General features: G+C 74.8%; 19 protein-coding genes. 10 read left to right on the top strand and 9 right to left on the bottom strand.

Annotation, left to right across the window (positions count from 1 at the left end; all coding sequences use genetic code 11):
- Positions 1-219: 219 nt before the first annotated feature.
- From meaB to ACL02T_RS03965, 6 genes are all read right to left on the bottom strand, one after another.
- Positions 220-1,203: a methylmalonyl Co-A mutase-associated GTPase MeaB gene (gene meaB / locus ACL02T_RS03990; RefSeq protein ID WP_412829257.1), complete on the bottom strand. Its 984-nt coding sequence runs from the start codon at positions 1,201-1,203 to the stop codon at positions 220-222.
- Positions 1,203-3,449 carry a methylmalonyl-CoA mutase gene (scpA, locus tag ACL02T_RS03985; RefSeq protein WP_412829256.1) on the bottom strand — a complete coding sequence of 749 codons (2,247 nt, stop codon included), beginning with the start codon at positions 3,447-3,449 and terminating at the stop codon, positions 1,203-1,205. Before scpA ends, meaB begins: the two co-directional genes overlap by 1 nt.
- Positions 3,446-5,392, bottom strand: coding sequence for a methylmalonyl-CoA mutase family protein (locus ACL02T_RS03980; RefSeq protein ID WP_412829255.1), 1,947 nt, complete (start codon positions 5,390-5,392; stop codon positions 3,446-3,448). Before ACL02T_RS03980 ends, scpA begins: the two co-directional genes overlap by 4 nt.
- A gap of 143 nt (positions 5,393-5,535) precedes the next feature.
- Positions 5,536-6,006, bottom strand: coding sequence for a Rieske (2Fe-2S) protein (locus ACL02T_RS03975; protein ID WP_412829254.1), 471 nt, complete (start codon positions 6,004-6,006; stop codon positions 5,536-5,538).
- Between the two features lie 16 nt (positions 6,007-6,022).
- Entirely contained in the window at positions 6,023-7,111 is a 1,089-nt protein-coding gene (locus ACL02T_RS03970) for a DUF6529 family protein (RefSeq protein WP_412829253.1), read from the bottom strand.
- 22 nt (positions 7,112-7,133) lie between these two features.
- Positions 7,134-7,736: a hypothetical protein gene (locus tag ACL02T_RS03965; RefSeq protein ID WP_412829252.1), complete on the bottom strand. Its 603-nt coding sequence runs from the start codon at positions 7,734-7,736 to the stop codon at positions 7,134-7,136.
- Positions 7,737-7,960: 224 nt separating this feature from the next.
- Here ACL02T_RS03965 and ACL02T_RS03960 point away from each other — a divergent pair, with 224 nt between their 5' ends.
- Together ACL02T_RS03960 and ACL02T_RS03955 are read left to right on the top strand one after the other, a co-directional pair.
- Positions 7,961-8,524 (top strand): sigma-70 family RNA polymerase sigma factor, encoded by a 564-nt coding sequence (locus ACL02T_RS03960; protein ID WP_412829251.1) that lies wholly within the window; start codon positions 7,961-7,963, stop codon positions 8,522-8,524.
- Positions 8,521-9,195: an anti-sigma factor gene (locus tag ACL02T_RS03955; protein ID WP_412829250.1), complete on the top strand. Its 675-nt coding sequence runs from the start codon at positions 8,521-8,523 to the stop codon at positions 9,193-9,195. Before ACL02T_RS03960 ends, ACL02T_RS03955 begins: the two co-directional genes overlap by 4 nt.
- A 29-nt stretch (positions 9,196-9,224) precedes the next feature.
- On the opposite strand, the gene ACL02T_RS03950 is transcribed toward ACL02T_RS03955, so the two are convergent.
- Entirely contained in the window at positions 9,225-10,280 is a 1,056-nt protein-coding gene (locus tag ACL02T_RS03950) for an LLM class flavin-dependent oxidoreductase (RefSeq protein ID WP_412829249.1), read from the bottom strand.
- 141 nt (positions 10,281-10,421) lie between these two features.
- Between ACL02T_RS03950 and ACL02T_RS03945 the strand changes: the two genes are divergently transcribed.
- The 5 genes from ACL02T_RS03945 to ACL02T_RS03925 are packed head-to-tail and all read left to right on the top strand — an operon-like array spanning position 10,422 to position 17,728.
- On the top strand, positions 10,422-11,840 hold the full coding sequence (locus ACL02T_RS03945) for a cytochrome ubiquinol oxidase subunit I (protein ID WP_412829248.1): 1,419 nt from the start codon (positions 10,422-10,424) through the stop codon (positions 11,838-11,840).
- Positions 11,841-11,884: 44 nt separating this feature from the next.
- Positions 11,885-12,886: a cytochrome d ubiquinol oxidase subunit II gene (cydB, locus tag ACL02T_RS03940; protein WP_412829247.1), complete on the top strand. Its 1,002-nt coding sequence runs from the start codon at positions 11,885-11,887 to the stop codon at positions 12,884-12,886.
- A 50-nt stretch (positions 12,887-12,936) separates the two neighbouring features.
- Positions 12,937-14,625, top strand: coding sequence for a thiol reductant ABC exporter subunit CydD (cydD, locus tag ACL02T_RS03935; protein WP_412829246.1), 1,689 nt, complete (start codon positions 12,937-12,939; stop codon positions 14,623-14,625).
- 6 nt (positions 14,626-14,631) lie between these two features.
- The gene (gene cydC, locus ACL02T_RS03930) at positions 14,632-16,362 is read left to right on the top strand and encodes a thiol reductant ABC exporter subunit CydC (protein ID WP_412829245.1); all 1,731 of its coding nucleotides are present in this window, start codon (positions 14,632-14,634) and stop codon (positions 16,360-16,362) included.
- Positions 16,363-16,375: 13 nt separating this feature from the next.
- Positions 16,376-17,728 carry a hypothetical protein gene (locus tag ACL02T_RS03925; RefSeq protein WP_412829244.1) on the top strand — a complete coding sequence of 451 codons (1,353 nt, stop codon included), beginning with the start codon at positions 16,376-16,378 and terminating at the stop codon, positions 17,726-17,728.
- Between the two features lie 95 nt (positions 17,729-17,823).
- Here ACL02T_RS03925 and fabG read toward each other — a convergent pair whose 3' ends face one another.
- Complete coding sequence (gene fabG, locus ACL02T_RS03920; protein ID WP_412829243.1) at positions 17,824-18,585, bottom strand: 3-oxoacyl-ACP reductase FabG; 762 nt, start codon at positions 18,583-18,585, stop codon at positions 17,824-17,826.
- A gap of 163 nt (positions 18,586-18,748) precedes the next feature.
- Here fabG and ACL02T_RS03915 point away from each other — a divergent pair, with 163 nt between their 5' ends.
- The gene (locus ACL02T_RS03915; RefSeq protein WP_412829242.1) at positions 18,749-19,510 is read left to right on the top strand and encodes an SDR family NAD(P)-dependent oxidoreductase; all 762 of its coding nucleotides are present in this window, start codon (positions 18,749-18,751) and stop codon (positions 19,508-19,510) included.
- Between the two features lie 18 nt (positions 19,511-19,528).
- The gene (locus tag ACL02T_RS03910; RefSeq protein WP_412829241.1) at positions 19,529-19,900 is read left to right on the top strand and encodes a VOC family protein; all 372 of its coding nucleotides are present in this window, start codon (positions 19,529-19,531) and stop codon (positions 19,898-19,900) included.
- A 71-nt stretch (positions 19,901-19,971) separates the two neighbouring features.
- Here the strand turns inward: ACL02T_RS03910 and ACL02T_RS03905 are convergent, their stop codons facing one another.
- A complete protein-coding gene (locus tag ACL02T_RS03905; protein WP_412829240.1) occupies positions 19,972-20,430 on the bottom strand; it encodes a hypothetical protein in 459 nt (152 codons plus the stop codon).
- Positions 20,431-20,727: 297 nt separating this feature from the next.
- On the opposite strand from ACL02T_RS03905, the gene ACL02T_RS03900 reads away from it, so the two are divergent.
- Positions 20,728-22,299, top strand: a complete 1,572-nt coding sequence (locus ACL02T_RS03900; RefSeq protein ID WP_412829239.1) for an AMIN-like domain-containing (lipo)protein — start codon at positions 20,728-20,730, stop codon at positions 22,297-22,299.
- Positions 22,300-22,406: the final 107 nt, after the last annotated feature.

Genomic DNA, 22,406 nt, shown 5'->3' with positions numbered 1-22,406 from the left:
GGGCGCGATGGACCGCGGGGGGCGATTCCCGGGGGGCCGGACCACCGGTGGACGCCGGACCGGCCGCGGGCGCCGGGTGCGCGGCGCCGCCGGGCTGCGCCTGCGCGCGCTCCCGGGCCCGCCCCACCACGTCCGCCACGTCCCCCAGCATGCGCCGACCCGTGGCATCTGTCTCGTCCGGGACCGGGCCGGTACAGGCGCGGTCCGGACGGGGGCGGATCACCCGAGCAGGTCGAGGATCTCCTGCGCCGCGAGCGTGGGCGTCAGGTCCCCGCTGCGGACCTCGTCGGTGAGCGCGGGCAGGCGCTTCTTCACCCCGGGGTCGCTGGTGAGCCGGTCCATGAGCTGGTCGCGGACCATCGCCCACATCCAGTCGACCTGCTGGTCCGCCCGGCGCGTCGCGAGCTCGCCGGCCTTCTCCAGGGCCGCCCGGTGCTCGAGGACCGTGCCCCAGACCTTGTCCAGGCCCTTCCCGGTCTGCGCGCTGCAGGACAGCACCTTCGGCCGCCAGTGCTCGCTCGCCGGGGCCATCATGTGCAGCGCCCCGGCGAGATCCCGGGCCGCGGCCTTCGCCTCCCGCTCGTGCGGGCCGTCGGCCTTGTTCACCGCGACCACGTCGGCCAGCTCCAGGATCCCCTTCTTGATCCCCTGCAGCTGGTCGCCGGTGCGGGCGATGGTGAGGAACAGGAAGGTGTCGACCATCCCGGCCACGGTGACCTCGGACTGGCCGACGCCGACCGTCTCGACCAGCACGACGTCGTAGCCGGCGGCCTCCATCAGCACCATCGTCTCGCGGGTGCGCCGGGCGACCCCGCCGAGCGTGCCGGCGCTCGGCGAGGGCCGGATGAAGGCGTTGTCGTCGACGGCGAGGGCGGCCATGCGGGTCTTGTCGCCCAGGATCGACCCCTTCGTCCGGGTGGACGACGGGTCGACGGCCAGGACCGCGACCTTGTGCCCCTCCCCCGTCAACCGGGTTCCGAGCGCCTCGATGAAGGTCGACTTACCGACCCCCGGCACGCCGGAGATCCCCACCCGCGTCGCGCCGCCGGCGTGCGGCTGCAGCTCCAGGAGCAGCTGCTGGGCCGCCTGCCGGTGGTCGGCGCGGTTCGACTCGACGAGGGTGATCGCCCGGGCCAGGACCGTGCGGTTGCCGTCGAGCACGCCCTTGGCGAGCGCCGGGACGTCCGGCGGCTTCGGGGGCATCAGTCGCCGTGCTCCGACCCGGCCTCCGCGTGCTCCCCATGCCCGTGCTCCCCATGCCCGTGCTCCCCATGCCCGTGCTCCCCGTGCCCGAGGGCGGCGGACAGCTTGCCCAGCAGCTCGACGGCCGATTCCGCGATCACGGTGCCGGGCGGGAACACCGCCGCGGCGCCCATGTCGATCAGCTGCGGTACGTCGGCCGGCGGGATCACGCCACCCACGACGATCATGATGTCCTCGCGGCCCAACTTCGCCAGCTCCTCCTTCAGCTCCGGCACCAGCGTGAGGTGCCCGGCCGCGAGCGAGCTGGCCCCGACGACGTGGACGTCGGCCTCGACGGCCTGCCGCGCCACCTCGGCCGGGGTCTGGAACAGCGGGCCCACGTCGACGTCGAAGCCCAGGTCGGCGAACGCCGTGGCGATCACCTTCTGGCCGCGGTCGTGCCCGTCCTGGCCCATCTTGGCGACGAGGATGCGGGGCTGGCGGCCCTCCTCCTCGGCGAACCCGGCGACGAGCTCGCGGGCACGGGTGATCGCCGGGCTGGCCCCGGCCTCCTCGGAGTACACGCCGGAGATGATCCTGATCTGCCCGGAGTGCCGCCCGAACACCTTCTCCAGTGCGTCGGAGATCTCGCCGACGGTGGCCTTCGCGCGGGCGGCGTCGACGGCCAGGGCCAGCAGGTTCTGGTCGAAGCCGCGGTCGGTCCCGTCCGCGATCGCCGCGGCCGAGTCGGTCAGGGCCCGCAGCGCCGCGTCCACGGCACGGGAGTCCCGCTCGGCGCGCAGCCGCTCGAGCTTCTCGATCTGCTCGCGGCGCACCTGCGCGTTGTCGACCTTGAGGACCTCGACGACCTCGTCGGAGTCGACCACGTACTTGTTCACGCCGATCACCGGCTGGCGGCCGGAGTCGATGCGGGCCTGGGTGCGGGCCGCGGCCTCCTCGACGCGCAGCTTCGGGATGCCGGCGTCGATCGCCCGGGCCATGCCGCCGGCCTTCTCGACCTCGGCGATGTGCCCCCACGCCCGCCGGGCCAGGTCGTAGGTGAGCTTCTCGACGTAGTACGAGCCGCCCCACGGGTCGATGACCTTCGTGGTGCCGGACTCCTGCTGCAGCAGCAGCTGGGTGTTGCGGGCGATCCGCGCCGAGAAGTCGGTGGGCAGCGCGAGCGCCTCGTCGAGCGAGTTCGTGTGCAACGACTGGGTGTGACCCTGCGTCGCCGCCATCGCCTCGACGCAGGTGCGGACCACGTTGTTGTAGACGTCCTGCGCCGCCAGCGACCAGCCCGACGTCTGCGAGTGCGTGCGCAGCGACAGCGACTTCGGGTTCTTCGGCGAGAACTGGTTCACGAGCTTCGACCAGAGCAGGCGCGCGGCCCGCATCTTGGCGACCTCCATGAAGAAGTTCATGCCGATGGCCCAGAAGAAGCTCAGCCGCGGGGCGAACGTGTCGACGTCCAGACCGGCGTCGATGCCCGCCCGCAGGTACTCCACGCCGTCGGCCAGGGTGTAGGCGAGCTCGAGGTCGTTCGTCGCCCCGGCCTCCTGGATGTGGTACCCGGAGATCGAGATCGAGTTGAACTTCGGCATCTTCTGGCTGGTGTAGCCGAAGATGTCCGAGATGATCCGCATGCTCGGCTGCGGCGGGTAGATGTAGGTGTTGCGGACCATGAACTCCTTGAGGATGTCGTTCTGGATGGTCCCCGCGAGCTGCTCCGGCTTCACCCCCTGCTCCTCCGCCGCGACGATGTAGAGGGCGAGCACCGGGAGCACCGCGCCGTTCATCGTCATGGACACGGACATCTTGTCCAGCGGGATCCCGTCGAACAGCTGCCGCATGTCGTAGATCGAGTCGATCGCGACGCCGGCCATGCCGACGTCGCCGCCCACCCGCGGGTGGTCGGAGTCGTAGCCGCGGTGCGTGGCCAGGTCGAAGGCGATCGACAGGCCCTTCTGGCCGGCCGCGAGGTTGCGGCGGTAGAAGGCGTTGGACTCGGTGGCCGTGGAGAAGCCCGCGTACTGGCGGATCGTCCAGGGCTGGCTCGCGTACATGGTCGGGTACGGCCCGCGCAGGTACGGCGTGATGCCCGGGTAGGTGTGCAGGAAGTCCAGGCCCTCGGTGTCCGCCGCGCCGTAGAACGGCTTGACCGCGATGCCCTCGGGGGCCTCCCAGGCCTCCGGGCCGCCGGCCCAGTCGGCGGGGGGCGCCACGTCGGAGGTCAGGTCGACCTTGGTGAAGTCGGGGATACTCACTTCTCGACCTCCAGAGCGGCGTAGACCTCGTCGATGACGGCCAGGGCGTCGCACCCGGCGAACAGGTACCCGTCGACGCCCTCGTAGGAGCCCCCGGACGAGGAGGGCTTGCCCGCCAGCAGGATGCGTGCGGCACCGGCCTCGCGCAGCGCGGCGGCGGTGGCCTCGGCGCGCTCGCCGTACAGCGCGTCCGTGGAGCAGAGGACCGCGACCGGGGAACCCGCCTTGCGGAAGGCCTCGGCCACCTCCTCCGGTGTCTCGGTCGGGCCGGCCTCGGGCCCGGCGATCCCGCCCGCCTGCAGCAGGTTGCGCGCGAACCCGGCGCGGGCGGTGTACGCCGCGAGCGGGCCGAGGGTGGCCAGGAAGGCGGCCGGGCGCGCGCCGGTCTCGGCGAGGATCTCGTCCGACCGGTCCCGGTGGGCCTCGTAGGCCTCCGCGGGCCGGTAGAGCGGGAGGCCGCCGCGGGCCACCGGCTCCGGGAGCGGCGTGCGCTCGACCGGCTTCTCGTCGAGGTCCGGGAACTCGCTCACGCCGGTCAACGGGGTGCGGCGGGTCGCGACGCCCTTCTCGCGCTTCGCCCGGACCTCGCCGATCTTCTCCGCGAGCAGCCCGGAGTCGAGCGCGGCCACGGCGCCGCCCGCCGCCTCGAGCTCCTGGAAGAAGGCCCAGCCGGCGCGGGCGAGGTCGTCCGTGAGGTGCTCGACGTACCAGGAGCCGCCGCCCGGGTCGATCACCCGGGCCAGGTGCGACTCCTCGATCAGCAGCGCCTGGGTGTTGCGCGCGACGCGCCGGGAGAAGGGCTCGGCCTCGCCGATCGCGATGTCGAACGGCGGGACGGTCACGGCGTCGGCACCGCCGACGCCGGCCGCGAACCCCGCGACCGTGCCGCGCAGCATGTTCACCCACGGGTCCCGCCTGCTGAACAGCGTCGGCGAGACGACGGCGTGCTGGGCCTGGCCCGGGCCGTCCGCACCGGACGCCTCGAGGACCCGGCTCCACAGCCGGCGGGCGGCGCGGAGCTTGGCGATGGTCGGGAACTGCTCGGCGGTGGCCGAGTAGCGGAACTCGAGCACGCGGGCGGCGTCGGACACCGCGAGCCCGGCGCCGGTGAGCGCGCGCAGGTACGCCACGCCGGCGGCGAGCGAGAAGCCGAGCTCCTGCGCCTCGGACCCGCCGGCCTCCTGGAGCGGGGTGGCGTCGACGACCACGGCCCGCACCTGCGGATACTCCCCCGCGATGCGGGTGGCGAGCGGAACCACGGAGTCGACCGCCGGTCCCGACCCGGCGCGGGCGCGCAGGCCGACGGGGTCGAGCCCGAGGGTGCCGAGCAGGGCGTCCTTCGCGACGCCGCGCTCCTCGGCCAGCGTCAGGAAGGCCTCGGCGGCCTCCGCGGCCGACTCCCCCGCGTCGAGCACCACCGGGGCGAGGTCGAGCTCGACGCCGTCGAGCGCCGCGCCCAGCTCGGCCACGGGGATCCCGCCGGCGCCCACGGCGAGCCAGATCGACGAGACGCCGTTCTCGAGATCGGCCAGCACGGCGTCGTGCACCGCCGCCGCGGAGGGCGCGGCGTGGTGCTGGCGGACGTCCCACCCCGCCGGCACGTGCCCGCCGGCACGGGAGCCACGGACGAAGGGCAGCGCCCCCGGGACGCCGGTCGCGGGCAGGTCCGCGACGTCCTCGGCCGTGTAGAGCGGCCGCACGCGGATGCCGTCGGCGGTGTCCCAGGCGAGCTTCTCGACGCCCGCGCCGAGCGGCGCGTCCTCGCCGATGCGCCCGGACTTCCGGACGACGCCGTCGACCGCCGCCGCCCACTGGTCACGGGTGGCGTCGGTGAACTCGGCCGCGAGCACCAGGTGCTCCGGCGGCCCAGGGGCGTTCTCGCCGAGCTCCTCCTCGTCCACCTGGTCGGTCGGGGCGTCCTGCGGTGCCCTGCCTGATGTCATCCGCGCACACTCTCCTCACCCACCCCGGCGAGCGCACACGCCGTGGTGCGTCGTCGCTACGCGGGGTCGTGCGGAGTCTAGTGACCGTCCACAGGCACGGTCAGCCGTGACCGGCCGTGATCTCGGACTCTGATCGCCGCTGCTCAGGCCAGGGTCACGGTGTCGCCCGAGACGGTGACCGCCTTCTCGGGGAGCGGCTTCTTCGCAGGTCCCTCGGTCGGCGCGCCGTCGGTCACGGAGAAGTGGCTGCCGTGGCAGGGGCACACGATCCGGCCGTCGGCGACGGAGGTCACCTCACAGCCCTGGTGCGTGCACGTCGTCGAGAAGGCCTTGAAGAGCCCGGGGGCCGGCTGGGTCACGACGACCTGCTGCGCGGCCAGGATCACCCCGCCGCCGACCGGGACCTCGGCGGCCTTCACGAGCGGGGCGGCCGCGGCGCCGGCGGGCTGCGGCGCGGCCGTGCCGCCCGCCTGCGGGGCGGGTTCGGGCTCCGGGGCCGCCGAGTAGGTGGCGCAGCCGGCGAGTGCGGCGCACCCGGCGGCGCAGGTGCCGGCGAGGACGGTCCGGCGGTTCAGCAGGGCGGCGGTGGTGAGGAGGGAGCGGCGCGAGCTCATCGTGGGGTCTCCGTGGTCAGAAGGTCAGGCCCGTGGTGGTGAAGAACCACACCGAGGACGTGAGGAACAGGCCGGTGAGCACGACGAACACCAGGCCGCCCAGGACGGGCAGGGCCCAGCGCGGGGCGTCGCGCTTCGGGAGGACGAGCATCTTGGCGGCGAAGGCGCCGTAGAAGAAGCAGCCCAGCAGCGAGTGCAGGAGCACGCGGAGGTTCGCGTCGGAGTAGCCGAGCGCGTAGAGGCAGTGCACCGCGACCGGGATGGTCAGCAGCACGGCCAGCCGCCCGGACCAGCGGTGGACCGTCGCGGTCCCGCGGCCGGCGGGGCGACGCCCGATCCGCCCGTACATCCGCATCGACGTCCACAGCTGCACCAGGACCAGCACGAACGCGGCCGCGGTCAGCCAGCTCTTGGCCGCGAGCCCGCTGGAGAAGCCGGCCAGGTTGATCGCGGTGCCGGTGCCCTCGTGGACACGGGCGTACACGCCGAGCCCGACGGAGATCGCCACGCCGACGACGACCGGGACCAGGAGGGCGCCGAGGCGGCTCCCCGGTCGGCCCGGGGTCTCGACGACGTCCGCCGCGGCGCGGAGGCTCTCCCCCGCGGGATCATGAGCGGGGGCGTCGAACCCGCCGAACCCGCCGAAGCGGCCCAGGTCGTCGAGGTCGTCGGCCCGGCCGGCGGCGCTGCCGGCCCGGTAGGCCAGGTCGGACTCGTCGTCGGGGTCGGGGCGGTCCCAGGAGCGGTGGCCCCAGGTGGGGTCGGCCCAGGTGGGGTCGGCCCAGGCGGGTGCGGCGCTCTCGTCCCGGACGGACTCGTCGTCGGGGTCGGGGCGGTCCCAGGAGCGGTGGCCCCGGGTGGGGTCGGCCCGGGTGGGGTCGGCGCTCTCGTCCCGGGCGGGCACGGCGGCGAAGATCGAGGTGGTGGCCTCCTGCATCCCGGTGTCGGGGTGCGCCCGGACGGTCGGGAGGTCCGGCAGGGTCGGCGGGTCGAACCGGCCCGGGTCGTACTCCGGCCGGTAGCCGGTGCCGGCGGCGTCGGGGTGGGTGCCGGTCTCGGGGTCGTACCCGAGGTCGGTGGCACCGGTGCGCGGGGAGCGGCTCACAGGGTCCTCCGGGGGATCGGGATCAGGCGGTGCCGAGCGTCTTCAGGACGGTCCGGTCGGTGGCCGATCCGGTGGGTGCGTCCGCGGGCTGCGCCGAGAAGGGCCAGCTCCTGCCGCCGACGGCGACGGTGCCGAACACGGCCCGGTCGGTGACGTCGGCGGTCAGGTCGCCGTCGACCCCGCTGAGCTGGAGCTTTCCGCCGGTCACGGTGCCCTCGAACCAGGACTCGAGCTGCTCGCCGTCGCAGACGTACGCGACGACCTTGTCCCCGTCGACGCCCATCGCGACGGTCACCTCGTTGCCGGCGGACCGGCCGGCGAAGGTGGCGTCGGAGACCGTGGGGGCCGCCTGCTCCGGGGCTTGCTGGGGGGCCTGCTGGGGGGCCTGCTGGGGGGCCGCGGCCTCGGGGGCGGCCTGGGCCCGGGGAGCGGCCCGGGGTGCCTGCGCGGCGGGGGCCTCGGCGGGGGCTCCGTACCCGTCGGAGCCCGCCGAGCCAGACGGCGCGGTCGTGGCCACCGCGGGCTCGTCCGCCGGTGCGCCGGCCACGACCGTGTTCACGGCGAAGACCGCCACGCCGACCGCCAGCACGGCGAGCAGCGTCAGCAACGGGCCGCGTGTCCTCATCGGTTCACCTCGTTCACGGGGGAGCGTTCACGAGGGGACACGGGCGTGGGGGCGAGGTGGTTCACCGGTCCGGGGAGAAAGTTGCGGTGAACCGTCGGCTCCGCCCGTCCGTGTCGTCGACGTGGACTTCGCTACCCTCACCGCGCTCCGCAGGGGCACGGGACCGCCGGTCCGCCCGGTGGTGGTCGCCCGCGGTGTCGTCCGTCGTCTCTCCGGGAGCGTGCATGGTCGGGTCGGGTCACCGGGCGCGGGGCGCCCGACGACGCACGGGTCCGCGGGACCCGGACGAGGCGCTGATCCGCGCCGTCTACGCCGAGCACGGCCGGGCCCTGCTGGCGTTCACCACCCGGCTGCTCGGCGACCGGGCGGCGGCCGAGGACGTGGTCCAGGAGGTCCTGGTCCGGGCGTGGCAGCACTCCGACGTGCTGACCAACGGTCGCGGCTCGGTCCGCAGCTGGCTGCTGACCGTCGCCCGCAACCTGGTGACCGACCGGGTGCGGGCACAGCGGGCGCGGCCGTCGGAGGTCGAGGAGGACGCCGCTCCGCCGGTGCAGACCGGCGACCACGCCGACCGGGTGGTCGACGCCCTGACCGTCCTGCCGGCCCTGGAACGGCTCTCGCCCGACCACCGCGACGTCCTGGCCGAGGTGTACTTCCGCGGCCGGACGCTGCCGGAGGCGGCCGCCGTGCTCGGCGTGCCGCCGGGCACGGTGAAGTCCCGCTCGTACTACGCCCTGCGCGCACTGCGCACCGCGCTCGGCCCGACCGTGGAGGGAGTGCCGGGATGACGACCTGCGGGATCGACGGCGGCGAGCTGTCCGCTCACGTCCTGGGGTTGCTGACCGCCGAGGAGACGTCCGCGGTCGAGGCTCATCTGGAGGGGTGCGCGCCGTGCCGCACCGAGTGGGAGGACCTGCGCGCGATGACCCGGACGCTGGACGAGCTGCCCGACGAGGCCCTGCTGGAGGGCCCGCCCGACAGCGACCTGGTGCTGCACCGGGCGCTGCGCGACATCCGCGACGAGCGCGCCTCGCAGGGGCGCCGCCGGCTGCTGACCCGTGCCGTGGCGGCGGTGGTGGCGGCCGCGGCGCTGGTCGGCGGCGGGATCGTCGCGGGCCGGGCGCTGGCTCCGACCGCCCCCGCCACGACGATCGCCGCGGGCGCCCGGACCATGGAGACGACCCGGGGTGCGGTCACCGCCGCGGTCACCGTGACCCCCGCCAACGGCTGGGTGCGGCTCACGGCGGACGTGAAGGGCGTTCCCGCGGGCGAGCACTGCCGCCTGGTCGTGCTCGCGAAGGACGGCTCCCGGGAGGTCGCGGGCGGGTGGGTGGTCCCGCCGCGGGGCGAGGAGGGTGGCGTCCACCTCGACGGCAGCGCCGATATCCCCGCCGCCCAGGTCGCGGAGGTGGTCGTGGAGAACACCACGGGGCACCGGTACGCCACGATGTCCGCGTGAGGACGGCCGGCCGCTCACCGGGCCGCCGCTCACCGGGTCGCGCCGACCTCGCCTGCCGTGCGGGGCCCCGCGGGGCACGCGGGCGGGAGGGCCAGGGCCGCCACGACCTCCGCGCCGAGGCGGGTCACGTTCTCGCAGGTCCGGGCGGTCTCCCCGGTGGTCTCGACCATCAGCGCGAGGGCACGGGCGCCGGTGCGGCGCAGCGTCCGCCCGAGGCGGGCGCGGCAGAGCGCGGGGTCGCCGACCGGGTGCAGCCGACAGAGGAGATCGGTGTACTCGTCGGCGTCGCGCGGGACGCGGGGCGCGCCGTCGTAGCGGGTGTAGCCCGCGAGCCCCGGCCGTAGCCAGCGCGGCAGCGACTCACGCACCTCGGCCTGCGCGGCCGCCGCCGTGTCGGCGACGTGCGCGAGGTGCGTGCTGACGTGCGCGACCTCCGGCCCGCCCCGCTCGCGGTAGGCGCGGACGAACCGGGCCTTCTCGCCGTCGTCGGCGTGCAGGCCGAGCAGCATCGGCAGCCCCCGCTCGGCGGCGAGCCCGATCCCGGTCTGCGAGGTGACGGCGAGCAGCGGGTCGACCCCGGCCCACGGACCCGGCACGACCTGGACCGGACGGAACCGGAAGACCGGCCCGTCGGCGCGGACCTCGGGCCCGGCCAGGGCGGCGAGCAGCAGGTCCAGGGACTCCGCGAACCCGGCCTCGAGCCGCTCCGGTCCGGTGCCGAACACCTCCAGGTCCACCCACGGCCCGCCGCGCCCGACCCCGAGCCGGAACCGCCCGCCGGACACCTGGTCGAGTAGCAGTGCCTGCTCGGCGAGCGCCACCGGGTGCTGCACCGACAGCACGCTGACGGCGGTCCCCACGGTGATCCGGGAGGTCGCGCCGAGCACGTAGCCGGCCAGTGTGACGGCCGAGGGGCAGAGCCCGTAGGTCATGAAGTGGTGCTCGGCGAGCCACACCGCGTCGAACCCGGCGTCCTCGGCGGCGACGGCCGCGGCGACCGTCCCCTCCAGCACCTCGCTCGCCGAGCGGCCGGGGAAGCCCGGTGCCGGCAGGAACACCCCGACCCGGGGCCGAGAGCCGATCATGGTCCGACGGTAGCGGAGCCCGTCGGGCGGCCCTCGCCGGTGATCGGACACACCTGCCCGGCGCCGTGACGCCAACTTCTACCCGGTGTAGAACTGAGTCGAATCTCTACAGATCGTAGAAGTTCGGGAGGAGCCTCCGCGATGGCGCTCGACCTGGCCCGTTGGCAGTTCGGGATCACGACGATCTACCACTTCCTGTTCGTCCCGCTGACGATCGGGCTGTCGGTGGTCGTGGCGTCCCTGCAGACCGCGTGGCACCGCACGGGGCGGACCGAGTACCTGCGCGCGACGAAGTTCTTCGGCAAGCTCTTCCTGATCAACTTCGCGATGGGCGTGGTCACCGGGATCGTCCAGGAGTTCCAGTTCGGGATGAACTGGAGCGACTACTCGACCTTCGTCGGGGACGTCTTCGGCGCGCCGCTGGCCATGGAGGCGCTGCTCGCCTTCTTCCTCGAGTCGACGTTCATCGGGCTGTGGATCTTCGGCTGGGACAAGCTCCCCCGCCGTGTCCACCTGGCCTGCATCTGGGCGGCCGCGATCGGCACGAACCTGAGCGCCTACTTCATCCTCGCGGCCAACGCCTGGATGCGGCACCCCGTCGGCTTCGCGATCGACCCGGCCACCGGCCAGGCCCGGCTGACCAGCATCTGGGCCGTGCTGAGCAACGACCAGGCCTGGTCGACGTACCTGCACGTCGTCTCGGCCGCGTTCATCGCGGCGGGCTTGTTCGTCGCGGCGGTCAGCGCCTACAAGCTGATGAAGAAGAAGGACCCGCGCGAGCACGAGCTGTTCCGCAAGAGCATGCGGGCCGGGTTCGTGGTGACCGCGGTGGCGGGCGTCGTCGTCACCCTGAGCGGCGACCACCAGGCCAAGCTCATGGCGCAGTACGAGCCGATGAAGCTCGCCGGCGCCGAGGCCCTGTGGGACGACGAGCCCGGCGCCGGATTCTCGATCTTCGCCGTCGGCGACGTCCAGGACGGCCGCAACCACGTCAACGTGCAGGTCCCCGGCGTGCTGGCCTTCCTCGCCACCGGTGACCCCGGGGGCGACGTCCAGGGCATCAACGACATCCAGGCCCGCTACGAGCAGGTCTTCGGGCCCGGCACCTACATCCCCAACGTCGGCCTCCTCTACTGGGCGTTCCGGATGATGATGGGCCTCGGCCTGGCGGGCGTCGCGATCTCGGTCGTGGGCCTCTGGCTGACGCGCAAGGGGCGGCTCTTCCCCTACCGCTGGCAGTACGGGCTGGTCGTCGCCGCGCTCCCGGCGGCCCTGCTGGCCAACATCTTCGGCTGGATCCTCACCGAGATGGGCCGCCAGCCGTGGACGGTCGTGGGCGAGCTGCTCACGGCGCACAGCGTGAGCCCCGGCGTGAGCCTCACCGAGGTCGCGATCTCGCTGAGCGCCTTCACGCTGATCTACGCCGTGCTGGCGGTGGTCGAGTTCGGGCTGCTGTTCCGGTACGTGAAGGCCGGCACCGCCGCCGTCATGCCCTACCCCGAGGACGACGCCGCCGAGCCCGAGAAGACCGACGACCGCGTCCCCGCATTCGTCTACTGACGACGGACCTGCTCGTCGGCGTCCGACCATCGAAGGAGCACACGATGGACCTCCCCCTGCTCTGGTTCGTCGCCATCGCCGTCCTCTGGACCGGCTACCTGGTCCTGGAGGGCTTCGACTTCGGCGTCGGCGCGCTGCTGCCGGTGCTGTCGCGCGACGACACCGACCGCCGCGTGATGATCAACTCGATCGGCCCGGTCTGGGACGGCAACGAGGTGTGGCTGATCACCGCGATCGGCGCCACCTTCGCCGCCTTCCCGGCCTGGTACGCCTCGATGCTCAGCGGGTTCTACCTGCCCGTGCTGCTGATCCTGCTCGCGCTGATCGGTCGCGGCGTGGCGTTCGAGTACCGCGGCAAGGTCGACTCGGTGGCCTGGCGCCGGCGCTGGGATGCGGTCATCGTCGCCGGCAGCGCACTCCCGGCCTTCCTGTGGGGCCTGCTGTTCGCCAACCTGGTCCGCGGGCTCGCGATGGGCCCCGACCACGTCGTCACCACGAGCGTCGCCGGGCTGTTCGACGGCTACGCGCTGCTCGGCGGGCTGCTCACCCTGGGCCTGTTCCTGCTGCACGGCGCGGTGTTCCTCAGCCTCAAGACGGACGGGCCGGTCCGGCTGCGGGCCCGGTCGTTCGCCGTCTGGGCGGCGCTGGTGGTGCTGCCGCTGCTGGTCACGTTCACCGGCTGGACCCAGGCCCGCAGCGGCGAACCGTGGACCCTCCCGGTCGCGATCGCCTCGGTGGTGGCCCTCGCCCTCGGCGCGGGGCTGGTCCGGCGCGGCCGCGAGGGCTGGGCCTTCACCGCGACCGCCGTGTCGGTCGGGATGCTCGCGGTACTGGTCTTCGGGTCGCTGTTCCCGGAGGTCCTGCCCTCGACCACGGATCCCGCCCACTCGCTCACCGTCGACAACGCCGCGTCGGCCCCCTACACACTCACCGTGATGACCTGGGTCGCGGCGGTCTTCCTGCCGCTCGTCCTGGCCTACCAGGCCTGGAGCTACTGGGTGTTCCGCAAGCGGGTCACCCGCGCCCACATCACCCCGGCCCACTGACCACCGCGCGTCGGCGGCTCCGGCGGCCGACCAACCTCCCGGGACACACCGTGAAACCCCTGGATCCCCGCCTGCTGCGCACGGCGAGTGCCGTCCGCACCCACCTGGTCGTCGCGACCGGGTGCGGCGCGGCCCTCACCGGGCTGATCCTGCTGCAGGCGTGGCTCGTGTCCCGCACCGTCTCCCGCGCGACCGACGGTGCCGGGCTCGAGCAGCTCGCCCTGGTGATCGCGGCCGTCGCCGCGGTCGCGATCGCCAGGGCCGGGCTCGCCCACGGCGCGGAGGTCGCCGCGCTCCGCAGCGCGGCGAGGGCCAAGTCGCAGCTGCGGATGCGGGTCGTCCGGCACGTCACCGCGGGAGTGCCGCGGGACCGCGACGCCGGCGAGCTGGTCACCCTCGCCACCCGTGGGCTCGACGCCCTCGACGACTACTTCGCCCGCTACCTCCCCCAGCTCGTGCTGGCCGCGATGGTCCCGCTCGCCGTGCTCGTGGTGATCGCGGGCGCGGACTGGGTGTCGGCGATCGTCGTCGCGCTCACCGTGCCGCTGATCCCGCTGTTCATGGCGCTGGTCGGGATGCACACCCAGGCCCGGACGAACCGGCAGTGGGCGCTGCTGAACCGGCTCGGCGGGCACTTCCTCGACGTCGTCGAGGGGCTGCCCACCCTCGCCCTGTTCCGCCGGGCCAAGGCCGAGGCCGCGCTGGTCCGCCGGGTGACCGACCGGCACCGCGAGGCCACCATGGGCACCCTGAAGGTGGCCTTCCTGTCCGCCTTCGTGCTCGAGGTGTTGGCCACGTTGGCCGTGGCCCTGGTCGCCGTCGAAGTCGGCTTCCGGCTGATGTACGGCGGGCTCGACCTCCAGACCGCGCTGCTCGTGCTGATCCTCGCGCCCGAGGCCTACCTGCCGCTGCGGGAGGTCGGGGCCCGGTTCCACGCCAGCATGGAGGGCATCGCCGCGGCCGAGCAGGTCTTCGCGGTGCTCGACGACCGGACCGGGGCCGTCGTGACGGGCACGGGGCCGGCACCGGCCGGCGACCTCCGCCTGCACGGCGTCGTGGTCCGGTACCCCGGCCGGGAGCGGCCCGCGCTCGAGGACCTCGACGTCGTACTGCCCGCCGGGCGGACGACCCTGGTCACCGGCCCGAGCGGGGCCGGCAAGTCCACGCTGCTCGGGCTGCTGCTGCGGTTCGTCGACCCGACGACCGGGCGGATCACCGTGGGGGGCATGGACCTGGCCGCGACCGACCCGGACCGCTGGCGCCGGGCGGTCGCGTGGGTCCCGCAGGACCCCCACCTGTTCGACGACACGCTCGCCGGCAACATCCGCCTCGGTGAGCCCGACGCCCCCATGGCGGCCGTGCGCCGCGCCGCCACCCTCGCCGAGCTCGACGAGGTCGTGGCCGGGCTGCCGGCCGGGTTCGCCACCCGGCTCGGCGAACGGGGAGCCCGGCTGTCGGCGGGGCAACGCCAGCGGGTCGCCCTGGCCCGGGCCTTCCTCCGGGCCGAACGCTCCCCCGTCCCGCCGCTGGTCCTGCTCGACGAGCCGACCGCCCACCTCGACCCGGACAATGCGGCCTCGGTCCGGCGGGCGGTCGGCCGGCTGGTGGCGGGCCGCACCGCGGTGATCGTGACGCACGACCCGGCGTGGGCCGACGAGTTGCCCGGCGACGCCCGCGCGCTCCACCTGACGGCCCCGGCGCCGCCCGTCCTTCCCGTTCTCGCACGTCAGGAGGCGTGAGTGGCGATGAGTGCCCGAGCGAACATCCGCACTCACGGGGTCGTGCGGATGCTGGGACTCGCGCGGCCCCGCCGCGGCCGGTTCGCCCTGGGCGTGCTGCTCGGGGCGGTGGCGACCGCGTCGGGCGTCGGGCTGCTCGCGCTCGCCGCCTGGCTGATCGCGACGGCCGCGACCCACCCCCCGGTCACGGCCCTGGGCGTCGCGGTGGTGCTGACCCGGGCGCTCGGTGTGACCCGCGGGGTCGCCCGCTACCTCGAACGCCTGGTCACCCACGACGCCGCGCTGCGCACGCTGACCGACGCCCGGGACCGCGTCTACGCCCGGCTCGCGGCCACGGAGCCGGTCCGCCGGTTCCGGTCCGGCGACCTCGTCTCGCGGCTGGTCAGCGACACCGACGCGACGCAGGACCTGCTGGTCCGGGGGCTCACCCCACCGCTGTCGGCGCTGCTCGTGGGCGGCGGGGCCGTCGCGCTGTCGACCGCGCTGCTCACCGAGGGCGGCGCGCTGCTCGCGGCCGGGCTGGTCCTCGCCGGCGTGGCGGTGCCACTGCTGGCCGCACGGGCCGGGCGCGGGCCCGGCCGCCGGGCCACCGCGGCCCGCGCCGAGCTCTCGACGGCCCTGGTCGACGCCCTGCAGGGGGCGGCGGACCTGGTGGCCTACGGGGCGATGGACCGGGCCGTCGCCCGGGTGGCCGCGGCCGACGCCGACCTCACCCGCACCGCGCGGCGCGACGCGCGGCTGCTCGGCCTCGGCGCGGGGGCCACCGCCCTGCTGGCCGGGCTCACGCTGTGGGGCTCGCTGCTGCTCGGGGTCGCCGCGGTGTCGGCGGGCCGGCTGAGCCCGATCCCGCTGGCCGTGCTGGTGCTGACCGCGCTCGCCGCGTTCGAGATCGTGGCGCCGCTGCCCGCGGCGGCCGCCCGGCTCGGCGCGGTGCGGGCGAGCGGCGAGCGGCTCTTCGGGGTGCTCGACACCCCGCCGCAGGTCCGTCCGGCGTCCGACGAGCCCGTGCCGACGGGGCCCGCCGACCTGCGCATCCGCGGTCTCACCGCGCGCTACGACGGCCCGCACGTCCTCCGGGGGCTGGACCTCGACGTCCCGGCCGGGGCGCACGTCGCGGTCGTCGGGCCGAGCGGGTCGGGCAAGAGCACGCTCGCCGCGGTCCTGTTCCGCTTCCAGGACGCCGAGGGCGGCTCGGTGCTGCTCGGCGGGACCGAGCTGCTGGGCCGCTCCCCCGACGCCGTGCGCGCGGTGGTGAGCGGCGTTCCGCAGGACCCGCACGTCTTCGACAGCACCGTGCGGGAGAACCTGCGCCTGGCCCGCCCGCACGCGACCGACGACGAGCTGCGCGCCGTTCTCGCGCGCGTGCGCCTCGACCTCGACCTCGACGAGCCCGTGGGGATCTGGGGCAGCCGGCTCTCCGGCGGCATGCGGCAGCGGCTCGCGCTGGCCCGCGCGCTGCTCACCGACCCCGTGCTCCTCGTGCTCGACGAACCGACCGCGCACCTCGACCCGGCCACGCGCGACGCCGTCCTGGACGACCTGCTCGACGCCGCCGCGGGCCGCGCCACCCTGCTGATCACCCACGATCTCGCCGGGCTGGACCGGATGGACCACGTCCACGTCGTCCGCGAGGGGCGGGTCGCCGAGCACGGCACCCCGGACGGGCTGCGCGCCGGCGGGGGTCGGCTCGCGCGCGCCGGCGCGCGCCCTCTCAGCCGGTCCACAGCGGAGCACTGACACTCTCCCGGCCGTGCGATCCCGCCGATCCCTTCCCGTCCTCGCCGCCCTCGCGGCCGGCCTGCTCGCGCTCACCGGCTGCTCGTCGACCATCCCGCCCGCGACCGGCGAGACCGCCGACCGGTCCGCCTCCGGGCTCGATCTCGGGGAGGGCTGGACCTGGACGCCCCAGGGCGCCCCGCTCGACCTCGGGGTGACGCACACCCAGAGCAGCCTCGACGGTCACGACCCCGCCGAGGCCAACGCCCGGGGCGAGGCCGTCCTGCGCGAGTCCGCCGTGTGGCAGAACGTGCACCTCATGGGCTTCGGCACGCTCAGCCCCGAGCCGGCGCCCGGGCAGTACGACTGGTCGACCCTCGACGAGCGCATGGCGCTGGTGCAGCGCACCGGCGCCCGCACCGTCCTCACCGCCTGCTGCGCACCGGACTGGATGAAGGGTGGCGTCGCCGGGCAGACCGACTGGACGAGGCTCGAGGTCGCCCCGCTGCCGCAGGACTTCCAGGCCTACGCCGACCTCGTCGCGCAGACCGTGCAGCGCTACCCGCAGATCGAGCGGGTCGTCGTGTGGAACGAGCTCAAGGGCTTCTTCGACCTGAGGAAGAACCGCTGGGACCACGAGGGCTACACGGCGCTCTACAACGCCGTGTACACCGCGGTGAAGGCGGTCCGCCCGGACGTCGCGGTCGGCGGCCCGTACCCGGTGATGATCAGCCTGCCGCCGGACGACCCGAACGCCTCGACCACCCTCACCGGCAGTTGGGGCGCGATCGACCAGCGGATCCTCGACGCCCTCGAGTACTGGGACGCGAACAAGCTCGGCGCCGACTTCCTCGCCGTGGACGGCGGGACGGCGCAGCGCGGCGGGACGATCAGCGGCCGGCTCGACGACGCCGCGGTGAAGTTCTCGGACGTCACCCGCTTCCTGCGCACCAGGACGACGCTCCCGATCTGGTGGACCGAGTTCTACTCCGAGGTCCCGGAGGACACGACCGGTGCCGCGGACAGCCAGGCCAGCGCCGCCTCGACCCTCGCTTCCGTGGCGGCGTTCGCCCGGTCCGGGGCCTCGGTCGCGCTGCTGTGGGGCCCGCAGGGCAGCTCGCTGGAGTACTCCGCGCTCTGGACGGACGCCACCGAGGCGGGCGGCGGGCAGCCGACCCCGCTGACCCGGGCGTGGGGGTGGCTCGTCCCCCGGCTCGCGGCGGGGACCGTGGAACTCGGCGCCGCGCAGGACGCCCCACTGATCGCCTTCCGGGCGCCCGACGGCTCCGCGCTCCTCGTGAACGTCTCCGACCAGGAGGTACCCGTCGAGGGGCAGGAACCGCTGGCGCCCTACGCCATCGGGCTCCGGGACACGCCCCGGCCGTGAGCGCGGGGCCGCGGCCGCGGCTCGAGGGGGCCGCAGCCGCGTCCGCGGAGCCGGTCGGTGGTCACCGCCCGGCCGCCGTCGGCCCGGTGGGCCCGTCAGACCTTCGGACCGCCGGCGACGTAGATGACCTGGCCGGAGACGAAGCCGGAACGCTCGTCGACGAAGTAGGACACGGCCTGCGCGATGTCGTCCGGGGCCCCCGCGCGCTGCACCGGGATCTCCTTGGCGCGCGCCGCCTTGAACTCCTCCCAGTCCACGCCGAGCCGCTCGGCGGTGGCCTTGGTCATCTCGCTGGCGATGAACCCGGGCGCGATGCAGTTGGCCGTGACGCCGAACTTGCCCAGCTCGATCGCGAGGGTCTTGGTGAAGCCCTGCAGGCCGGCCTTCGCGGTGGCGTAGTTCGCCTGGCCGCGGTTGCCCAGCGCCGAGGTCGAGGACAGGTTGACGATGCGGCCCCAGCCGGCGTCGACCATGTGCTCCTGCACGGCCCTGGTCATCAGGAACGAGCCCTTGAGGTGCACGTCCATCACCGAGTCCCAGTCCTGCTCGCTCATCTTGAACAGCAGGTTGTCCCGGGTGATGCCGGCGTTGTTGATCAGTACGGTGGGCGCGCCGAGCTCCTCGGCGACCCGCGCCACCGCGGCCTCCACGGCCGCGGCGTCGGACACGTCGGCTCCCACGGCGATCGCCGTCCCGCCCGCGGAGACGATGGCGTCGACCGTGGTCTTCGCGGCCGACTCCTCCAGGTCGATCACCGCGACCGCCAACCCGTCCTGCGCCAGCCGCTGTGCGGTGGCCGCACCGATCCCCCGCGCCGCTCCCGTCACGATCGCGACGCGCTGCTGGGACTCCGCCATGTCCTCGTCTCCTTCGAGCTCGCTCGACTCGCACCGGCCGTGAACGACCGATCGTTTCGCGCCGATCCTCGCACCGGGGTCCCGGCGCGGCGCAACCCGCTGTCGCCCGTGCCACGTCCGCGCACCCTCCGCGGCTTGGTGCGACTGCATTAAGGTCCCGCCCATGACGGTACTGCAGCGGTTCTCGCTCGAGGGCAGGGTGGCCATCGTGACGGGCGCGTCGTCCGGGCTCGGCGTCGCGTTCGCGAAGGCGCTGGCGGAGGCGGGTGCCGACGTCGTGCTCGGCGCGCGGCGCGCCGACCGCCTCGAGGGCACGAAGACGATGGTCGAGGAGCTCGACCGGCGGGCGATCGCGGTGACCACCGACGTGGCGCGGCAGCCGGACTGCCAGAACCTCGTCGACACCGCGATGGCCGAGTTCGGCCGGGTCGACGTGCTGGTCAACAACGCCGGCATCGGCACGGCGGTCCCGGCCACCCGGGAGACGGTCGAGGAGTTCACGCGGGTCGTCGACGTGAACCTGAACGGCTGCTACTGGATGGCGCAGGCGTGCGGGCGCGTCATGCAGGCGGGCAGCAGCATCGTGAACATCTCCAGCGTCCTCGGACTGACCACCGCGAACCTGCCGCAGGCGGCCTACGCGGCCAGCAAGGCGGGCCTGATCGGGCTGACCCGGGACCTCGCCCAGCAGTGGGGCGGGCGCAAGGGCATCCGGGTCAACGCGCTGGCCCCCGGCTTCTTCGAGTCCGAGATGACCGACCAGTACCAGCCCGGCTACATGGACCAGATGATGGCCCGGGTGCCGCTGGGCAGGAAGGGCGACCCGGAGGAGCTGGCGGCCGCGCTGATCTTCCTCGCCGGCCCCGCGGGCGGCTACGTGACCGGCCAGACCATCGCCGTCGACGGCGGCATCACGATCACCTGACGGGCTACGGTCACCGGCGTGAACGAACCCGTGAACGAGCCCGCGGCCCCCGTGAGGATCGGCAACGTCCTGCACCCCGTGACCGACGTCGAGGCCGCCGTCCGCTTCTACGCCGACACGTTCGGCCTGCCCACGAAGTTCGTCGACGGCGACCGCTACGCCGCCCTCGACGCCGGCGGCACCACGCTGGCCCTGGCCGGCCCGGCCGAGGACGTCACCGGCGGGGTGCCGGCGGCGTCGTTCAAGGTCCCCGAGGTGGCCGCGGCCCTCGCCGCCCTGGTGCAGGGCGGCGGGACGGTGGTCCGCGAGCCCGAGCAGGGCCCGCACGAGGTTCGGGCCGTCGCGCGGGACCCGTGGGGCAACACCGTGGTGGTCTACGGACCGCGCTGACCGCCGACCGCCGCGCCCACCCGACGACGACCGTGCGGCCGCGGTGGGCGCGGGCCCGGACGCCCGGTCGGTCAACCGGGCCGCTGCGCGCGGCCCGGGACGTCGGCCAGCAGGAGCACGGCGATCAGCACCTCCATCGCCACGGTGGTCAGGCCCACGTCGTTCCAGCCTCCCGAGAAGCCCGGCAACCCGATGGTGCGGGTCACGAAGTAGCCGGCGATCAGGCCTGCCATCAGCAGCAGACCGCCGGCCCACGTCAGCATGCCCGGTCCCGAGCCCGGCCCGTCCCAGGGCGGCCGGACGAGGGCGATCGCGAGCATGCCCAGGAAGACGATCGCGAAGCCGAACAGGATGCCCATGTAGAGGGCCTTCTCGAAGTGCTCGCCCAGGACGGCGGCGTGGATCATGCCGTCGGCCAGCGCGAGCCCGGCCGCGGTGATGCGCAGCAGGCCGCGCCCGGGACCGACTGCGGCGCCGGAGGGCCGAGGGCCGGACCCTCGGGCGGTGGTCGTACCGGGGGCGGTGGACATGGTGTCTCCTCCTGTGTTCGTGTCGTCGCCGGTGTCGTGTCGTCGCCGGTGTCGTGTCGTCGCCGGTGTCGTGTCGTCGCTCCGGGCGCCTACCCCGCGGGCATGGTCCCGAGCGCGGACGGCGCGACCGTAAGGACCTCGCCAGGTGCGCCGCGGGGCGGACCTGACGACGACCTTGCGGTCGCGGCGCACCGGTGCCTCCGCCCCCGAGCCGGGGTACGCGCCGCGCGGCGGCCCCTGCGCAGGACCAGGCCCGCAGAGGACCGCCCAGATCGAGCGATCCGAACGGGAGGGACCATGCGCCCCACGACACCGGAGCGAACCGGCCGAACCGGCGGGCGGTGGCGCACCGGCGCGACCGTGCTCGCGGGCGCGTTCGCGGCCACCCTCGTGGCCGCGGCCTGCGGCCGGCCACCCGATCCGAGCGAGCCGATGCCGCCGGGCAGCGGCGCAGGCGACCCGACCGGCGAGGGACCGGCCAGCGCGAGCGCGACCGCCTCGCCGGGTCCGGGCACACCGACCACGGGTTCCGACCCCTCCGATGGGGGCTCCGGAGCGCCCGGCGACCCGCTCCGACCCGTCGGGCCCGGCGGCACCGCCACCGAGACGGCCGAGGCGAGCGGGCCGCCGGTCACGGTCACGGACGTGCGGTTCGGCGCCCACCAGGGCTTCGACCGGATCGTCGTCGACCTCGCCGGCCCCGGTCGGGCCGGATGGCGGATCGGGTACGTCGACCGGCCGCGTTCCCCCGGCTCCGGGAAACCGGTCGACGTCGCCGGACCGGCGACCCTGCAGCTGGAGCTGACGGGGATCGCACTGCCCGGGGACGCACCGGCCGGCGTGGAACCGTGGACGGGCCCGGAGGTGCTGCGACCGGCCGACACCCGGGTCCTGACCGAGATCGTCCGCGGACCGCTCTTCGAGGGCTCGCGGACGCTCTGGGCCGGGGTGAGCGGTGAGCAGCCGTTCGCCGTCGCCCGGCTGTCCGATCCGCAACGCGTCGTCGTCGACGTCCTGACGGGTTCGACCGACCGGCCGATCCGGCTCACCCAGGACTGCCGCAACCCCGCCGGGTTCGCCCTGTCCTATCCGGAGGGCTGGGCGGCGAACCCGGGTGACGCCGCGCCGCCCTGCAGCTTCTTCGCGCCGGCCCCGTTCGACGTGCCGGAGGACAGCGACGTGCGGCCCGCACCCCTCGCGGCCTCGGTCGAGTCCGTGCCGTTCGGCCGAGCCGCGACACCCGCCCCGGCGGAGCGGGGCCGGGCGGCGACCGTGATCGACGGTCGGCAGGCCGTCCGCACCGAGCGGGTGACCACCGGCGAGGGCCTCTACCCCGACGGCACGCCGATCACGTCCTATCTCGTCGATCTCGCCGTGGGAGTGGACGACGGGCCCGGCGTCCTGCGTGTCGACGCGGTCGGCCTCGACCGCGCCGCTCATCCGCGCGAGGCCGCGGTGCTCGACCGCATGGTCCGCACGCTCGAGATCGACGCCGGCGAGGCCGCCGGGGAGGGCGTCGTCGCCGCCTACCAGGGCGGTGGTGGCGCCTTCACGGTGACCGCTGAGGTCCGCGACGGCCGGGTGTGCCTGCGCATCCCGCCCGGAGGCGAACCGGCCTGCCTCGCACCGACCTACGGCCGCGGCGTCACCACGGTGCCGCTGCCCCTGGTCGGGGACCGCCGCGTGCTCGCGGGGCTGGCCGGGTCCGAGGTGTTCCGCGTCAGCGCCGCCCGCGAGGAGGCCGAGCCGCTGGCGGTGCTGCCGGCCCCGGTGCCCGGCGTCCCGGTCCGGGCCTTCGCGTTCCCGGAGGGACCGGGCTCGGTGGGCGAGCTCTCCGTCTTCGGCATCGGCGGGGCGCGGTTCGGCTGAGCTCCACGGCACGCCGGCGGGGCGCACCGAACGCGGAGCGCCCGCCGACGCGGCACCGCGTCCGGCTCCCCGCACCCGGGCCGGCCTCGTCGTCGTGACCCGCGGCC

Origin of the sequence: Pseudonocardia oceanicola (genome assembly GCF_047200735.1) — a bacterium.
In the GTDB taxonomy this organism is placed as follows: domain Bacteria; phylum Actinomycetota; class Actinomycetes; order Mycobacteriales; family Pseudonocardiaceae; genus Pseudonocardia.
Note: the sequence above shows the minus strand (reverse complement) of the source record. Positions and strands in the feature narration are given on the sequence as shown.